Origin of the sequence: Lactobacillus sp. UMNPBX1 (assembly GCF_002554085.1) — a bacterium.
Taxonomy (GTDB): domain Bacteria; phylum Bacillota; class Bacilli; order Lactobacillales; family Lactobacillaceae; genus Lactobacillus; species Lactobacillus crispatus.
Genome location: NZ_PCZI01000021.1, coordinates 20,607 through 37,430 on the forward strand (window position 1 = coordinate 20,607; position 16,824 = coordinate 37,430).

The 16,824-nt window shown below is 36.6% G+C and carries 17 protein-coding genes; 7 read left to right on the forward strand and 10 right to left on the reverse strand.

Going from position 1 to position 16,824, the window contains the following annotated elements; all coding sequences use genetic code 11:
- Positions 1-46: 46 nt before the first annotated feature.
- Positions 47-1,666 carry an alpha-glucosidase gene (locus tag CP352_RS09300; RefSeq protein WP_065990111.1) on the reverse strand — a complete coding sequence of 540 codons (1,620 nt, stop codon included), beginning with the start codon at positions 1,664-1,666 and terminating at the stop codon, positions 47-49.
- Between the two features lie 115 nt (positions 1,667-1,781).
- Between CP352_RS09300 and CP352_RS09305 the strand changes: the two genes are divergently transcribed.
- Positions 1,782-2,609: a Cof-type HAD-IIB family hydrolase gene (locus tag CP352_RS09305; RefSeq protein ID WP_089147547.1), complete on the forward strand. Its 828-nt coding sequence runs from the start codon at positions 1,782-1,784 to the stop codon at positions 2,607-2,609.
- Between the two features lie 45 nt (positions 2,610-2,654).
- Here CP352_RS09305 and CP352_RS09310 read toward each other — a convergent pair whose 3' ends face one another.
- The 5 genes from CP352_RS09310 to CP352_RS09330 form a co-directional block, all read right to left on the reverse strand.
- Positions 2,655-4,247 (reverse strand): APC family permease, encoded by a 1,593-nt coding sequence (locus CP352_RS09310; RefSeq protein WP_089145576.1) that lies wholly within the window; start codon positions 4,245-4,247, stop codon positions 2,655-2,657.
- A 103-nt stretch (positions 4,248-4,350) separates the two neighbouring features.
- Entirely contained in the window at positions 4,351-5,586 is a 1,236-nt protein-coding gene (gene glyA, locus CP352_RS09315) for a serine hydroxymethyltransferase (protein ID WP_089147402.1), read from the reverse strand.
- 58 nt (positions 5,587-5,644) lie between these two features.
- Positions 5,645-5,920, reverse strand: a complete 276-nt coding sequence (locus CP352_RS09320; protein ID WP_023488497.1) for a hypothetical protein — start codon at positions 5,918-5,920, stop codon at positions 5,645-5,647.
- On the reverse strand, positions 5,901-6,245 hold the full coding sequence (locus CP352_RS09325) for a hypothetical protein (RefSeq protein ID WP_005726293.1): 345 nt from the start codon (positions 6,243-6,245) through the stop codon (positions 5,901-5,903). Before CP352_RS09325 ends, CP352_RS09320 begins: the two co-directional genes overlap by 20 nt.
- Before the next feature lie 313 nt (positions 6,246-6,558).
- Positions 6,559-7,560: an alpha-hydroxy-acid oxidizing protein gene (locus CP352_RS09330; protein WP_089145260.1), complete on the reverse strand. Its 1,002-nt coding sequence runs from the start codon at positions 7,558-7,560 to the stop codon at positions 6,559-6,561.
- 364 nt (positions 7,561-7,924) lie between these two features.
- Between CP352_RS09330 and CP352_RS09335 the strand changes: the two genes are divergently transcribed.
- From CP352_RS09335 to CP352_RS09345, 3 genes are all read left to right on the forward strand, one after another.
- Positions 7,925-8,440, forward strand: a complete 516-nt coding sequence (locus CP352_RS09335) for a hypothetical protein (protein ID WP_005718512.1) — start codon at positions 7,925-7,927, stop codon at positions 8,438-8,440.
- A gap of 69 nt (positions 8,441-8,509) precedes the next feature.
- Positions 8,510-9,019: a methylated-DNA--[protein]-cysteine S-methyltransferase gene (locus CP352_RS09340; RefSeq protein ID WP_098034929.1), complete on the forward strand. Its 510-nt coding sequence runs from the start codon at positions 8,510-8,512 to the stop codon at positions 9,017-9,019.
- A 188-nt stretch (positions 9,020-9,207) separates the two neighbouring features.
- Positions 9,208-9,276: a putative holin-like toxin gene (locus CP352_RS09345; protein WP_223876185.1), complete on the forward strand. Its 69-nt coding sequence runs from the start codon at positions 9,208-9,210 to the stop codon at positions 9,274-9,276.
- A gap of 188 nt (positions 9,277-9,464) precedes the next feature.
- On the opposite strand, the gene CP352_RS09350 is transcribed toward CP352_RS09345, so the two are convergent.
- On the reverse strand, positions 9,465-10,487 hold the full coding sequence (locus CP352_RS09350; protein WP_089142823.1) for a zinc-binding alcohol dehydrogenase family protein: 1,023 nt from the start codon (positions 10,485-10,487) through the stop codon (positions 9,465-9,467).
- 149 nt (positions 10,488-10,636) lie between these two features.
- Between CP352_RS09350 and CP352_RS09355 the strand changes: the two genes are divergently transcribed.
- On the forward strand, positions 10,637-10,972 hold the full coding sequence (locus tag CP352_RS09355; RefSeq protein ID WP_013085779.1) for a helix-turn-helix domain-containing protein: 336 nt from the start codon (positions 10,637-10,639) through the stop codon (positions 10,970-10,972).
- Between the two features lie 185 nt (positions 10,973-11,157).
- The gene (locus CP352_RS09360; protein ID WP_223876185.1) at positions 11,158-11,226 is read left to right on the forward strand and encodes a putative holin-like toxin; all 69 of its coding nucleotides are present in this window, start codon (positions 11,158-11,160) and stop codon (positions 11,224-11,226) included.
- A 185-nt stretch (positions 11,227-11,411) separates the two neighbouring features.
- On the opposite strand, the gene CP352_RS09365 is transcribed toward CP352_RS09360, so the two are convergent.
- Positions 11,412-11,705, reverse strand: a complete 294-nt coding sequence (locus tag CP352_RS09365) for a YjdF family protein (RefSeq protein ID WP_080514222.1) — start codon at positions 11,703-11,705, stop codon at positions 11,412-11,414.
- A gap of 8 nt (positions 11,706-11,713) precedes the next feature.
- Here CP352_RS09365 and CP352_RS09370 point away from each other — a divergent pair, with 8 nt between their 5' ends.
- Entirely contained in the window at positions 11,714-12,040 is a 327-nt protein-coding gene (locus tag CP352_RS09370; protein WP_013085776.1) for a helix-turn-helix transcriptional regulator, read from the forward strand.
- A gap of 108 nt (positions 12,041-12,148) precedes the next feature.
- Here the strand turns inward: CP352_RS09370 and CP352_RS11485 are convergent, their stop codons facing one another.
- Positions 12,149-12,277, reverse strand: coding sequence for a hypothetical protein (locus CP352_RS11485; RefSeq protein WP_255405212.1), 129 nt, complete (start codon positions 12,275-12,277; stop codon positions 12,149-12,151).
- A 219-nt stretch (positions 12,278-12,496) separates the two neighbouring features.
- Complete coding sequence (locus CP352_RS09375) at positions 12,497-16,606, reverse strand: LEA family epithelial adhesin (protein ID WP_098034930.1); 4,110 nt, start codon at positions 16,604-16,606, stop codon at positions 12,497-12,499.
- Positions 16,607-16,824: the final 218 nt, after the last annotated feature.

The following is a 16,824-nucleotide window of genomic DNA, read 5'->3' on the forward strand; positions in this document are numbered from 1 at the left end:
GAATAACATCTTCAAGTTAATAATTCAAGTTCTTTTTAATTTTAGCTTATCTAATTGCCACTGCAAATGCTTCATAAGGCTTAAGCGTAATATCATGCAGATCATTACGCACAGCATAATTACTAAGCAAGTTTTCTTTAATGCGATCGGTCGACGTAAACTGTTGCTCTTCACCAGATAGGTTAGCAACCACCAACCACTTTTCAGTACCTAAAATACGATAATATGCAAGAACTTCATCACCAGTATCATGAACCAACTTAAAGTCACCATTAACCACAATCTCATTTTCATGACGTAAAGTAATCAATTCTTGGTAAGTATAAAAAATCGAATTAGGATCAGCCAAGGCCTTCTTCACATTAATTTCTTTGTAGTTAGGATTTACTGTCAACCATGGCTTTGACTTAGTAAAGCCGGCATTTTTCTCATCATTCCATTGCATTGGACGACGAGCATTATCCCTGCCTTTAACATTGATCGCATGAATTAGTTTATCTTTGTCATAACCTTCAGCCAGACGTTCATGATACATATTGACACTTTCAATATCTTCTACTTCATCAATATTTTTTACCGGACAATTAGTCATACCAATTTCTTCACCGTTAAAAATATATGGTGTGCCGTGCATCAAATGTAAAACTGTCGCAAACATCTTAGCACACTGCACCCGATATTTTTGATCATTGCCCCAACGTGAAATTACGCGCGGAATATCATGATTTTCCCAGAACAAACTATTCCAAGCATGATTAAAATCAAGCTCTGTCTGCCACTTTACTAAAACCTTTTTCAATTCGCCTAAGTCTAGCGGCTTTAAATCCCACTTTTCTTTTCCCTCCTGCTGGTCTAAAGCTTGATTCTCAAATTGGAAAACCATTGATAATTCATGACGTGCTGGATCTGAGTACTCTTCTGCAATCTTCGGTGTCGCATTCCAAGTTTCGCCCACCGTCATCACATCTCGATCACCAAATGTATTCTTGTTCATTTCTTGCAAATATGGATGAAGCATCGGACCATTTTCACGGATCATTTTGTCGGGATCTTTACCAATTAATTCAATCACATCCATTCGGAAGCCACCGATCCCCTTATCAAGCCAAAAGTTCATCATATCGTAGATTTTTTGCCGCAACTCTGGATTTTTCCAATTTAAATCAGGTTGTTGTTCCGCAAAGAAGTGTAAATAATATTGTCCTGTTTGCTCATCAAATTTCCAAGCTGAACCAGAAAAAGCAGACTTCAAACTATTGGGCTCATGTCCATCAACAGGATCACGCCAAATATAATAGTCTCGGTAAGGATTATCCTTACTTTTTCGTGCCTCCACAAACCATTGATGCTGGTCAGATGTATGATTAACCACCAGATCCATTACAATTCGGATATGATGCTCCTTAGCTTTCTGAATCAACTCATCCATATCAGCCATCGTGCCATATTGCGGATCAATCGCTTCATAATTTGAAATATCATAGCCATTATCCACACCGGGAGATTGATAGACCGGTGAAAGCCAAATTGCATCAACTCCTAGATTTTCCAAATAATCTAAACGAGCAATAATTCCTTGTAAGTCACCTATGCCATCACCGTTGCTGTCCTGAAATGACTTAGGATAAATTTGATAAACAACTGCTTTTTTCCACCATGGTGTCATTTTTTCTACCTCGTAAATTTCAAATTTATTGTTAAACATAATATAAATAATTTATGTAAGCACTTGCAAGAAATGGTAAACTGTTAACGGTATCAAATTTTAGTGAGGTAATTAGATGACTACTCTTCCCTTTAAGGCCGTTGCTGTAGACGTTGACGGTACTTTTGTTAACGATGAAAAACAATACGATCATCAAATGTTTAGCGAGATTTTAACTCGTCTGCATCAACACGGGGCACATTTTATTATTGCTAGCGGCCGCCCAGCTGGTCGTTTGGCTGATGACTTTAGCGAATTTATCGATTCTATTGACTTTGTTGCCGACAATGGTTCGGTCTTAGTTCGCGATGGAAAAATTATTCGTACAACAAGCTTTTCAAAAAAATGCATCCTAAATTTTATTGAATATTTGCACGCACGCTATCCTGGTGCAGCCCAAAACATTTTAATCAGTGGCGTTAAGCACTCCTACTTTTTAAAAAGTACACCACCAGAATACAAGCGGTCCCATCATTATTTTTATCCTAATAGCATCGAAATTGATGATTTTAATAAAATTCCTGCTGATGACCAATACACTAAGATCACAATGGACTATCCCAGCAAGATTCGACATGAATTAGAACATGGCTTCAACAGCCGTAGTACAGAAAAAATCCACGTCACAACTAGTGGTTGGAGCTACATGGATATTATTCCTGAAGGTGTAAATAAAGCCGCAGGGCTAAAGGAATTTTTAGCTTATTTAGACGTGCCAAGAAGTGAATTAATTGCCTTCGGTGATGGTGAAAATGACCTTGAAATGTTAAAATTTGCTGGTTTAAGTTATGCCATGGCTAATGGTCAAGATATCGTTAAAAAGACTGCTAAATTTATTGCACCTACTAATAACGACAACGGTGTTTTCAAGGTACTAAATAAGTATCTTGATGAAGCAGAATAGCGAACAAAAAACTGTTGAGACCAAAAATCCCAACAGTTTTTTTACTTATTCTTTATTTTGCGCAATTTTTTCAGCATAAGGATCGATTTTCTTTAACCCTGTCTTAATTCCCCAATAATAGAAGGCGAGAGAAATAATGATAATTACTACAAAGTCAAATGGATACTTAATCCAGTTCTGACCACCAAAACCGCTACTGCCCACAAAGGACATGAGTGACATAAAAATCAAATAACCGATCATCCACCAACTACTATGTAATTGTTCTTTTAAATTTGAATGTTGGTAGTGAATTTCATAATAAAAATAAATCGGCAAACCCAAGGCAATAACAATTATCACCTGAATAGTCGTTGGCCACATTGACCAGTAAATTGCCAAACTAGTTAGTATAAAGGCAACTGGAGCTAGCCACTTCATATAACCAGGATTAAATGGACGATCAAGATCTGGTCTTTTCTTTCTTAGAGTCATTACCGTAACTGGACCAGTTAAATATGCAATCAAAGTTGAGGCCGTGATTACTGTTGCTAGTAAATTCCAGTTTCTAAATAAGCTTACTAAAATAATCGCCAAAACAAAGTCAGCAATCATCGCATAACGTGGTATTAAGTATTTTTGATTCAATCTACCTAACCATTTTGGCAAATGACGTGTGTGTGTCATTGCCGCTAGGGCTCTTGAGGCCGTAGCTACAAATGCTACCCCTGTCCCAAATGGTGAAACAAATGCATCTAGGTAGAGCAAAATCACTAGCCAATTAATGCCTAAAATAATAGCAATGTCCGCAAATGGTGAGGTAAAGTTAACTCCATGCCAGCCTACTTTAGCTAACATGCCTGGCTCAACTGCACCAATAAACGTCACTTGCAACATAATGTAAATTGCCGCAGTAATTAACATTGAAATCAATACCCCACGCACAATATTCTTACGCGGATTTTTCAATTCCCCACCCATATTGATGACCGTCTGAAAGGCATCATAAGACATAATAATTCCTGAAACAGAAGTTGCTTCAAAAATGGACCGACTACCATAAGGCATAAATTCATGTAAATTACTGCCAAAGTTTTGTCCATGAAAACCTGAAGCAATTAAAACTATAATCGTCAAAGTAGGCAATAAGATCTTAAAAATAGAAATCAAATTGGTAAAATGGGTCATGATTTTAACTGACCAAAAATTGATCATTGTAAAAATCAGCATAAAAATAATAACCACACCTAAACCAGCAAAAGTAATACTGCCGTTTTTAATAAAATTTTTAGTCCAGTTAGCCCAGCTCCAGGGCCAAGAACTCATATATTGCACGGCAGCTACGGCTTCCATTGGTACCAATGTGACTAGCGAAATCCAGTTAGCCCAAGCAGCCATAAAGCCCAATAACGGCCCATGACTATATTGAGCGTATCGACTCATCCCACCACTTTCGGGAAACATCGAACCTAATTCTACATAAGTCAATGCAATTGAGATAATAATTACTGCACCTAAAATCCAAGATAAAATTGCGGCTGGACCTGCAATTTGTGCTGCAGAACCTGAACCAAAAAGCCAACCCGAACCAATTAAAGAATTCAAGGCCAGCATAATCGCTGAAAATAAGCCTATTTTATGTCTTTTTAATTTTTCCAAATAATCACGTTTCCTTCATTCTTAACTCCATTATTTTTAATTTTTTATTATAACAAAAGCCGCCCCAGCTGAGAACTAGGACGGCTAAATTCTGCTACACAAATTATTCAATTGGATGTTTTTTAGTTAATGCCTGAACTTCTTCTTTAACGTGGGCAATCGTTGCGGAATTTTCTGGATCAGATAAAATTTCAATAATCATTTCCGCAGTCTTCTTAGCATCTGCTTCATCAAAGCCACGACTAGTAATTGCTGGCGTACCAATCCGCAACCCACTAGTAACAAATGGTGAACGTTGATCGCCTGGAATTGATTCTTTGTTGGTAGTGATGTGAACAGAGTCGAGTAAATTTTGAGCATCTTTACCGGTAATACCAGTCTTAGTAATATCGATAATCATCAAATGGTTATCAGTACCACCAGATACGACACGAATATTGTCCGATTCAGCAAAAGTTTCTGCCATTGCCTTAGCATTTTTAATGACTTGCTTAATATAATCTGTAAATTGTGGTTGCAAGTCCTCATAAAATGCTTGCGCTTTACCTGCGATGACATGCTCAAGTGGCCCACCTTGAATGCCTGGGAACAAAGCGGAATTGATTTTCTTACCAATTTCTAAATTGTTGGACAAAATCATCCCACCACGAGGGCCACGCAAGGTCTTATGTGTAGTTGTAGTTACTACATCAGCTACTGGAACAGGACTTGGATGTTGACCGGTTGCTACTAAGCCAGCAATATGAGCCATATCAACCATTAAGTATGCCCCAACTTCATCTGCAATTTCACGGAACTTTTGCCAATCAATGATGCGGCTGTACGCAGAAGCACCGGCTACAATTAACTTAGGTTTAACGTTAAGAGCAATTTCACGAATGGCATCAAAATCTAGTTCTTCAGTCTCAACATTTAGGCCGTAACTGTAAGACTTATATTCCTTACCACTGAAGTTAACCTTGGATCCATGAGTCAAGTGACCGCCAGCATCCATTCCCATACCTAAAATGACATCACCTGGCTTCAAAAGTGCTTGATAAACTGCCATGTTAGCCTGTGATCCAGAGTGCGGCTGTACATTAGCAAACTTTGCGTTAAACAATTTTTTTGCATAATCAATAGCCAGTTGCTCAACTTGATCAATATATTGACAACCGCCGTAATAACGCCGACCAGGATATCCTTCAGCATACTTGTTAGTTAAAACAGAACCTTGTGCTTCACGAACTGCATCAGAAACAATATTTTCAGAGGCAATTAATTCGATGGTGTCTTGTTGGCGCTGTTCTTCATGATGAATGGCATCCCATAATGCCGGAGATTTTTCTGCATATTTCATTGATAAAAAGACTTCCTTTCTGATCAGCACTGATAGTTTTTCTTATAGTTAAAGTATACTATTTAGCAATCAGATACGCACGATTACTACGCGGAAATTCCTTTTTAAAAGCCGCTAAAACTGCATGACGGCCAACAGCTGGATCAGTCAATTCATATTCCTGCGTAAAGTTCAAATAGCCATCTTCAGTTAAAATTAGCTTTTTACCATCATTTTTCACACTAATTGAACGATCCTTTTTTGCCGTTAATAATTTAATTTCTACATATTTACTTTTATTACTACAGATTTTTTTGAGCAAAGTCTCTGCCTGCTTAATTGGAATTAAACGCATAATGACTTCCTTTCAGAACAGTTTCTAATTCATGACTAAAACTATCCTTCTGTAAATTAGAGGTAATCAAAAGAACTAGTACTTGCTCATCCTTTACTGCAAAAGCGACTCTCGCTGAACCCGCTTTTTTCAAATTTAGGCGAAACTCGTAAATTGATTTTCCCTCAATCCGAGTCATTGCAGCGATCTTCACTTTAGTCATACCAGTTGCCAATTCCTTAGTAATCGCTTGATCGATTAACTGCTTAATTATCTTTTGCTCATTCTTATGCTTTTTAAAAAAGGTTTTGCATCCCCGCTCATAATGAAATTTCAATAGCATCATTTTCTAAATCAATCCATTTCCATAATAGCAAAACATAGATACTCACTTTTTGAAATACTTGTTATTTTCATCTAAAATAAAACCGCTTGTAGTATAATCTACAAGCGGCTCAATATTATGGGACATCATGCTTAGCTTTTACCAGAGCTAAGCATGTTTTCGTATACAACTAATTACTTTTAAATAATTACCTTATAACAACGTCCGAGTTAAGCATAACACTATTCAGTATAGCTTTAAACGCCTTTATTATAGGCTAATAGCCACTTAATTATAGTAAACTGTAAAAAATAAACTATTTCATTTTTCTATCCTAATCAAAATGTAACACACTAGGATCAAATGATTTAGTATCTCTAACGCCAGTATACAACATCATTTGTGCAAGCTGCTCATTCATTTTCTTAATCTTATCTTCTGTTGCTTTTTGCCCATCTTTTAACAATTCAGAAAGAATCCCTCGACCAATCAGTACAGCATCTGCGCCTAATGCCAAAGCCTTGTATGCATCGTAGCCTGTCATCAATGATCCATCTACAAAAATGGTCATTCCACTGCCATTTAGTGCTTGCTTGATTGCTGGCAAAACTTTTAGTGGTGGCACGCCAAATGGAACGCGGCCGTGGTGATGTGAAACAACTATTGCCTTGGCACCAGCATCTCTAGCCTTAACGGCATCACGCACGGATAGCACGCCCTTAGCCACAAACGGCAGTTTAACTGCATGAACATACTTTTCAAGATCGCTAAATGAAATCGGTCCTAGTGGAATACCATCGACTACATCATATTTACCATTATCACCAGGCACATGATCAATATCCATTCCAACAGCTACGGCACCTAATTCTTCTGCTTGTTTTAGTTCGCCCATAATTTTATCATGGTCTGCGTAAGGCTTCACAATTCTAACTGTATCGCCGCCCTCTTTGACAATTTCGGCATATTCTTCGTTTGACTCCATGCCAATCCAATTTAAAGTATTGGTATTCTTAGCCGCACGTGCCTTTTCTTGCATTGGCTTACGTGTCTTATCTGGTAAAACCTTGTTCAAATGAGAGACTGCAGCCAGAGTTAAAGGTGAGGCATATTTTTTACCAAAAATCTCAGTTGTTAAGTCTGGCTCAACTGAATCAAGCAAACGCATCTCCACCAAGATATTGTCTAAGTAGGCACGATTATGTACATTAGCATCGTCAGCACGCCCACTTGTTACAGGAATCATGCCTTTAGGACCTGGCCATGGGCTTTTTACTTTTTCTTCTTGATTCTCTATCAAAGAAGCACCAGTTACTGCATCGTTTTTTTCGTTCATAAAAATACCTCCCTAATTATTCTTTTGTCTAAAACTATAGCTCACTAAGGAATACAAATAAAAAACGGTAAAGCCTAACTAGGAACAGGTAATTTATCAAACAAAACATGCCAGACAAAATTAATAATAAAATTAATTAAGTTTAAATATGTAGCACAGCATATTCCAATATATAAAACTCCAAATGGTAGCATAATAAAATATATTAAGTTCCTTCATTAGGATTTTTTCCTTCTCTAATTCTCAAGAATTGAAATTTCTTTTTAAAAATTATAAACTTTTATACTCGTAAAGCAAAAATATAGTTAAAATACTGGTATAATATCGTTTCAGAATAATTAATGTAGAGGTGAGATTTCTGATCATGAAAAGTGCAAATTACACTAGAAAACATCACATGTATTTAATGAATCACAAAAATGGTGACGTTATCGAAGTAAGAATGGACAAGAAAAATAAGACATTCAAGAAAATACGACTTTATCGTCAAGATGGTTTGGGCAACTACTATCTAGATCCACATGCGGAGTTTAAGGATCAGAAAAGTCCAGCAACCAAAGAGAATATCGTAGAAGCCGGAAAAAAGGTCAGCGATCATATCTCTAGTGCTGAGAACTGGCACCATAAAGTTAGACCTATTTTCAACGCTGAACACAAAATCGTCGATTTCGAACCACGATTGCATTTGGAACACCATACTAAGATTCAAAATGCTAAAAGATATTTGCGTCACTTGGAAAGACGACACGCAGACTTCATTTTCCGTAAAAATAGCAAAACGCCTTTGTTAATCCCATGGAATTACATCAAGGATATGATCTATGAAGATCGCAATAAAGAAATGGTTCTAGCCCATAAGGTGCACAAGCTAAGAAAATAAATTAGATTAATAAGATGCTACCAATCATAATGGATGGTAGCATCTTATTTTTATCATAGGAGAAAAAACATGCAAACAGTTTCTTACTATAATTCACCTATTGGCAAAATATTGCTCGCTAGTAATGAACAAGGACTTATTGGTTTATGGCTAGATACTGATCGCTACTACGGTGACAATCTTGATAAAGAGTATTCAGAAGGAGGAAATAAATATTTAGCTTCTACTAAAAAATGGTTAGATATCTATTTTCAAGGCAAAGAACCAGATTTTACTCCTCAATTACATTTGATCGGTACTGATTTTCAAAAAAGAGTCTGGCAAGCATTACTAAAAATTCCTTACGGGATGACAACTACTTATAAAGACATTGCCGTACAGGCTGCAAAAGATAAGGACCACTTACCTATTCGGGCAACTGGTGGTGCTATTGGCAGAAATCATATTTGTATCATCATCCCTTGCCATCGCGTTGTTGGTGTTAATCACAATTTAACTGGTTATGGCGGTGGAATTGATAAGAAAATTCAGTTGCTTAAACTTGAAGGCGTTGATATTAATCAGTTTAAAGAACCTTAGATACAAGAAAAGCCCGCAAATCGCAAGCTTTTTTACTTGTTCGTCTTTTTTCGCAAACAAAGTTTCGGTATAATATTACTGCAGAAAGTTTTATGAGCGGCGGTTGTTTTTCCTCCCGGAGGTGAGGCCTATGGTCAATATACTGCAGAAAGGGTTCAACCATGTCGGTTTACGAGAGTATTTCTTTGATGCTTTTGTTCGGTACGTTTGTGTTAGCTCTGCTAACTTACATCGACCATCATCACGACAAAAAATAAAAACGCCGCTCAATGTAATAACTTTGGCGAGTTATAGGGCGACGTTTTCAACGTTTTTATAATATCGACCACCGCTCTTAAAGCGGGCTGCAAAGGAGGTCTTTGGATCTCCTTTTTCTTTATCTAAATTATAGCATATTTTTTAAATTAAAAGCCTGCAAAATTAATTGCGAGCTTTCTATTAATGCTTAGTTTTCCCAGTCATAAACCACAACTTTACCGGTCATATGACCACTTTCTACTAATTTATGAGCCTTTCGTAAATTTATTGCATTTAAGGGTTCTAATGACTTAGTCATAGTGCATTTAAGTTTGCCATTATCTAACATCTGGGCAATTTTGTTTAAAATATCATGCTGACTAATCATATCTTCAGTTTGATAATAGGATTTAGTATACATCCATTCCCACGAAAAGTGTGCTTTCTTTTTGGTAAGCAACCTTAAATTTATTGGACGATGATTTTCAGTAATTGAAACAATGTGTCCCTCTGGTTTAATTAACTCACACATTTCTTTCCAATGACCATCTAAATCCTTTAATTCTAGGATGTAATCAACATACTTATATCCTAATTTCTTTACTTGTTTTACCAAGTCTTCACGATGGTTCACAACATAATCTGTGCCGTGATCTTGTGTCCATTTAATACTATCTGGACGGGATGCAGTTGCAATTACTGTTAATCCTGCTAAATGTGCCAATTGTGTAGCTACTGATCCTACTCCCCCAGCACCATTAATAATCAAGATCGCTTTACTCTGATTATTCTCTTGATTCCAAGTTAAACCCATTTGTTCAAATAAGGCTTCATAAGCTGTAAGTGAGGTTAAAGGCATTGCAGCCGCTTCATTATCTTTTAAAGTCTTTGGAGCATGACCAACTATTCTTTCATCAACTAGTTGGTACTCACTATCACTGCCTGATCTAATAAATGAACCTGCATAAAATACCCTGTCACCTTGTTTGAAGAGACTAACTTTCGACCCTACTTCTTCTACTACACCACATGCATCCCAACCGATCACTTTAGGCGTTTTTAAGACCATATGTCCACTTTTTCTAACTCCAACATCTACTGGGTTAACTGAAACTGCATTAACTTTTACTAACAAGTCATGACCCTTAGCAGTAGGTTTTTCCATATCAAAATCAATCAAACTTTCAGGATCATCAATCTTCAAGTGTTTTTTGAATCCAATTGCTTTCATTTTTATCTTCCTTCCTTATTTACTAATTAATTGTAAGTAAGCCATAGATAAAAACAAGAAGTGAATTTTTCCTTACTAAGTAACAAATTTTTCCCTAGCTTGATTAAATTTAAAGATTTAGAATTGAATTATTATATCGAGGTGAAAGAATGCCACGTCATATTTATAACTGCTCTGAAGGCTGTCCTGTTGAAAGTACACTTCAAATTATTTCAGGTAAATGGAAAAGTGTTATTATCTATCATTTAATCAAGAAAAAACACTGTCGTTTTAATGAATTGCAGAAATTGATGCCTAATTGTTCCAGACGAATGTTGTCACTTCAATTAAAAGAGCTAAAAAGTGATCAAATTATTGATAAAACTATTTTTCCAACAGTACCACCTAAAACAAGTTATCAATTAACTGCATTAGGTGAGACCCTTACCCCATTAATTTTAGAAATGGAAAAATGGGGCGACAAATATAATCAATTGCATGAATAAGAGCCCGCAAACTAATTGCGAGCTTTTTTATCTTGTTCGTCTTCTTTTGCAAACAAAATTTCTGTACAATTATTTTCGCAGAAAGTTTTATGAGCGGCGGTTGTTTTTCCTCCCGGAGGTGAGGCCTATGGTCAATATACTGCAGAAAGGGTTCAACCATGTCGGTTTACGAGAGTATTTCTTTGATGCTTTTGTTCGGTACGTTTGTGTTAGCTCTGCTAACTTACATCGACCATCATCACGACAAAAAATAAAAACGCCGCTCAATGTAATAACTTTGGAAGAGTTATTGAGTAGCGTTCACCGCAAAAAATAATCTTAACCGCCGCTCTTAAAGCGGACTACAAAGGAGGTCTTTGTATCTCCTTTTTCTTTACTTAAATTATAGCATATTTTCCAAAATGAAAACCCGCAAAATTAATTGCGAGCTTTTTCGACATCAATGACCACGGTGTTTTTCTCGACGTTTGACTTGTTTTTGTAAGAAACGTCTTTCTTGTTCTTCACGTTTCCTATCCTTCTTTACCTTTTTCTTGGCTATCTTTGACTGCTCAAATTGTTTTTTCAAAGCTTGTTGTGCTTTGGTACCAATAGCTTTCTTTTGCGTGGCCTTATGAGCCAATCTTTGTGCTCTCTTAGGATTAACATGATAAACTTTTTCTTTTTCCGCTGTAGTTTGATAAAAATGCAGTTTCGAATAATAAAAGTTTACTAGCTTAAGTATCTCTGGCATATGTGGCAATGAATCTCCGTGAAGTAAATGACAAGGCAGGTTTAGGTAGAAACTCCATTTACAATTGGAAGAATCAAAGACCAGGAATTGATGCACTTAATGCAGTTGCAGATGTACTACACACATCAGCCGATTATTTAAGTGGCAAGACAGATAATCCTAGTCCATCGCCTAAAGGTGATGAAACTGGTGGTATTTCTATCGATGGTGAAGTACCATATTTCTATCATGGCTACACTATTCCAGAAGACTACCTGAACATAGTTCGTCAACTTATGGAACGTGATATCAAAAAAGGACTTATTAAACGACATGACAACAGCAGATCAGAATAAACAAGAACTCATAGACTGGTTATTTGCCTACGCAAAAAAGCATCAAATTGGCTATCTAAAGCCAAATGATGCTTTAATTGTTTTTTTCTCCAATGTCAATAGCTTAACTTAATGACATTGGAAGTCTAATTCTAGGTCATTTTTCTTTAAAGAAAGCAGTAAATGATTACGAGCTGACTTAGACTTTTTAGCTTTTGGCTCACGAGCAAGAGGGACGATTAGCTTTTTTTCTGACATATGAATAACCTCCAAAATATTGATAAATTAATCATAATTGAAATCTAAAACTAATCTAGATACTCGGTTATTTTACGCTTACGTAGAATCTTGTTTTCATTTCACACAAAAAGGCGATCAAAAACAATTTTTCAAAAGTTTTCGATCGTCTTTTTAAATCTGAGAATTAACTTTCTCTAGATACTTTTACCAATAGAATTTATAAAAAACTATTATAAATTATTCTTTATCGCGCTTCTTCTTAAATCCGAATAGACCAAGTGAAGCTAAAAGCATACCAAGCATACCCAAAATTGAAGTATCTTTAGTGCCTGTTTGTGGTAATGTCTTTAAGCTAGTAGCCTTGTTATTACCAATAGCATTATCACTTTCACCCTTAACAGCTAGGTTGTTACCAGCGTTTGCGATGCTGCCATTAGTAGTAGAAGCTCCCTTAACTCTATCAGCTTGACTAGAGTTTGAACCATTCTTGTGTGAATGATACTTGCTTCCAAGAACATCTTCGCCTTTAGGAGCGATGACTAAATCAGTACCAGCAATGACATCCTTCGAACCATCTGGGTACGTTACTGTAGCTGTACCATCATCGCCAACTGTAACTGTAGTGCCTTCTGGGAACTTATCCTTTTGAATATGACCAGTTTGGCTACTGTCCCCCGCATTAGTTGCAGAATTATCTTGGTCATCGACTGAATTACTCTTAACAGTAATCTCTTCAATAGCAGCAATTCCGTTGTTCCTAGCAGTTTGAACGTCTTCATCAGTTGAAGCATTCCGAATATTTTCCTTAGCTTGGGTAGCTGCGTTCTGAGCTTGATCAATAAGGCTTGGCTTTTGATCATCAGTTAAGTTAGCGTTGTTGATTTCTTCAATCTTCTTAGCTAAAACAGCATCAATTGCCTTGTTGGCATCGTCTTTAGTTGCAGAAGTAGTAGGAACTTTGATGTTGTTAATTGTTTCAACACCATTGTTCTTGGCAGTTTCAACAGCTGCACTAGTAGTAGCGGCATCAATTGCAGCCTTAGCAGCATCAGCGTCTTGATCTACCAGGTTGTTTAAAGGCTTGGCTTCTTCAGCAGTTAATGGCACCTTCGCAATTGCGCTCTTCTTATTGTTAAGAGCTTCATCAATTGCAGCCTTTGCACTTACCTTGTCGATTGCGAGCTTACCTGCATCCGTTGCATCTGCAACACCTGTGTCATCAGAAGCCTTATTGATGTTGTCTTTAGCAGCAGTAACAGCTTGGTCAATTTGATCCTTTGCTGCTTGCTTTTGATCAGCAGTTAAACCTGAAGTTTTATCGATGGCCTGCTTAGCAGCAGCAGCTGTCTTAGCGAGATCACTATTAGCGTTCTTCTTAACATCAGAATCAGTTGGAACTGTAATTCCATTGATGTTATTAACTCCATCAGTTTGTGCTTTCTTAACAGCATCATTATCTTGAGCTGTATTAATAGCTGATTTAGCATTATCAGCGGCTTTATTAGCTTGTTCCTTCACAGCTTTCTTTTCTTCATCAGTCAGGTTAGGAGCAGTATCAATTGAATTATTCTTTTCAGTCAGTGCTCCATCAATTGCAGCCTTTGCACTTACCTTGTCGATTGCGAGCTTACCTGCATCCGTTGCATCTGCAACACCTGTGTCATCAGAAGCCTTATTGATGTTGTCTTTAGCAGCAGTAACAGCTTGGTCAATTTGATCCTTTGCTGCTTGCTTTTGATCAGCAGTTAAACCTGAAGTTTTATCGATGGCCTGCTTAGCAGCATCAGCTGTGTTATCAAGATCACTATTAGCGTCATTCTTGGTCTTAGAAGCTGTTGGAATTGGCATGTTCTTAATAGCTTGAACACCAGTGTCCTTAGCAGTTTTTACTGTATCGTTAGTTGTTGCTTTATTAATGTTAGCAATTGCGTCATCAGCAAGTTTTTGTGCTTGGTCAACTAACGTGGATTTTTCTTCATTAGTTAAGATAGCAGAGTTATTAATGCTTGCTTTCTTAGCTGTTGCAGCATCATTAATAGCCTTTATTGCATCCGTAGCGTTCTTCTTGACACCATTAAGTTCGTTCCAAGCATTATTTTCAGCATCAGTAAGCGCTTTTACCGTCTTTAGATCTGCATAGGTACCATTACTTTTGTTAACTGTACCCTTTTCTACAGAAATTATATTACTTACTGCTTTTGTCGCATTGTCATAAGCTAATTTTTTATCTGAATCAGCATATTTATAACTATCTGAAGCCTTAGTTGTATCGACTTTATGATTAGTAAACTTGCCATCAGAATCATACTGTCCGATACTATTACCAAGATTTTTCATAGCATCGTTTAAAGAATTTCCTTCATTAGCAATATTCTTTAAAGCATCAGAGTCTGTAATGTTATTTTGAATTTTATTCCGCAAAACATTAATTTGAGCATTATTTAAATAGTCGGTCTTAATATTATTAGCCATATAATTATTGGCATCATCCCAATTAGGAATAATATCTTTAGCTTTTAATGGTTTACCATCTGCATCCAGTGCTCTCTGCTCACCATATAAGCTAGACATCATGTTATAGTAGACATCCTGAAAAGAATAAATATTAGCTGAGATTCCTGAGAATTGTTGATTTCCCGAACCTGTAATCAAACCTATTTCATGAGAGTCTGTGTGTTGCGTAGTAAAGGAAATAACATAAGAAGAATGTTGTGATAGATCATTCCACACAAGTTTACTTGCGTAACCATGTGACTTAAATTCCATTGCTTGGTTAAAGTTAACACTGTTAAATACGCCATTAACTCCACCCCGTGTGTCATAAATGATTGAGTCTCCATATTTTGCACCGTCAACTCCAGTTTCACTTGCAATTTTAAAAGTATTAAAATGAAAGTCATGATTGCCACCTAGATAAGGGGACCCATCATATGCATCTTTAAAGTAAGTCTGCCATAAGTTATTAGCACCAGGATTAGTATCAGTAGTGAAATAGTATGAGCCTTGCAAATATTTATTGTTATAAGCTGGCAGGGTTTCACTATTAATTAAACCAGTATCTGAATCAACATCTGTGTTAGGATTAAATGAAAAGTCTACTTCAGATGGTGGATTTTGTACTGTACTGTCAGTAGCGCTACTGCTACCGGGCTCAAATTTATAATATGTATATTTTTGATCAGTTTTATTTTTTACTTTCACGTCAACATTACTAACGATTTGGTAGTCAGAAGTGAGAGCAATACCAAATTTTGCAGAAATTAACCCATGTAATTTACTACTGTCAGCATTTTGTAATCCCATCTTAGGGAAGAAAGTAACAGTCCAACGGGTCTGACCATTTCCTAAATCTTCTTTAGAAATACTGATATTATTTTTAATATCTTCAGCTGTTTGTTTAGGATTCCCATTCCGATCAGCACCACTAGCTTGAATATCAGCAGCATGGTAAACGTAGTCATTACCATAAATAGTTACAATCTTGTAATAATTTCCATCTTTACCTTTATAGATATTAGAACTGTAGTTATCTGAAGAAGTCAGATTAGTCTTATTGGCCAAGTCTTGATTTTCTTTAGCTGGCTGAGTATTATTGCCATTTTGACCTACTGTACCAGGATTTGCCGCTAAATTCGTAACTGCTAATCTTGCTGCTAATGATTTAATATCAGTACCAGGATTTTTCACTAAATTCATTGCCAATAAATTCTTAGCTGCTAATTTTGCTGCTGATTTAGCTGCTAATGATTTAATATCAGTGTCAGCGCTACCTTGCGTCTTTGGTGCAGATTGTAAGGTTGTCGCAGCTTCTGTAGAATTATTAGCTGTTGCATTGTTACTTGCACTACTTTGTTGAACTTTTCCTGTTGCACTAGTTGCTTTCTGAGTATTAGTTTGTTCAGTAGCTACATCATTGTTTGTTGTAGCTTTGGTGATAGCTTCTTTTGCTTTATCTGCTGCATCAGTAGCTGCTTGGTTCAACTTGTCTTTAGTAGTTTGATCAATATTGGTTGCTCCATTAATTCCGCTATTCTTCTTGTTAAGAGCATCATCGATGGCCTTATTAGCATCATTTTGACTATCAGGCACTTTCACTGCACCAATTGCATTAATACCCTTAGTTTGTCCAGCAGTTGTCAATACAGCTGCTAAAGTTTGTTGCGAATTACTGTTTGCTGAACTATTGAAACTTTCAACGCTTTCTGTGGTTGCTGCCTTTACAGAATGATTTGTAAAGTTAATTCCAAAAATGGTTACTCCTAATAATACCGAAGCCACACCAACGTTAAGCTTACGTAAACTATAACGCGGTGTCCGCTTAGTTTCTAAAAATTTAAATCGCTTCATCGTTATTCTTACTCCCCAATTTAATAACTAGTGGTGTATTGCAGTACACCAGAACAAGAGTGCTACCGTTAAGTTATCAGCCTAATTGTTGAATATAATATTTCTTCAATCTGATAATATTATAACACCGTTTAGCGACTTTGATGACCGCTTGGCCCTCGAGGTAAGTGTCAATATTTTTGCGGTAGGTTGTGAACCATTAGTCTAACCTTAATTTC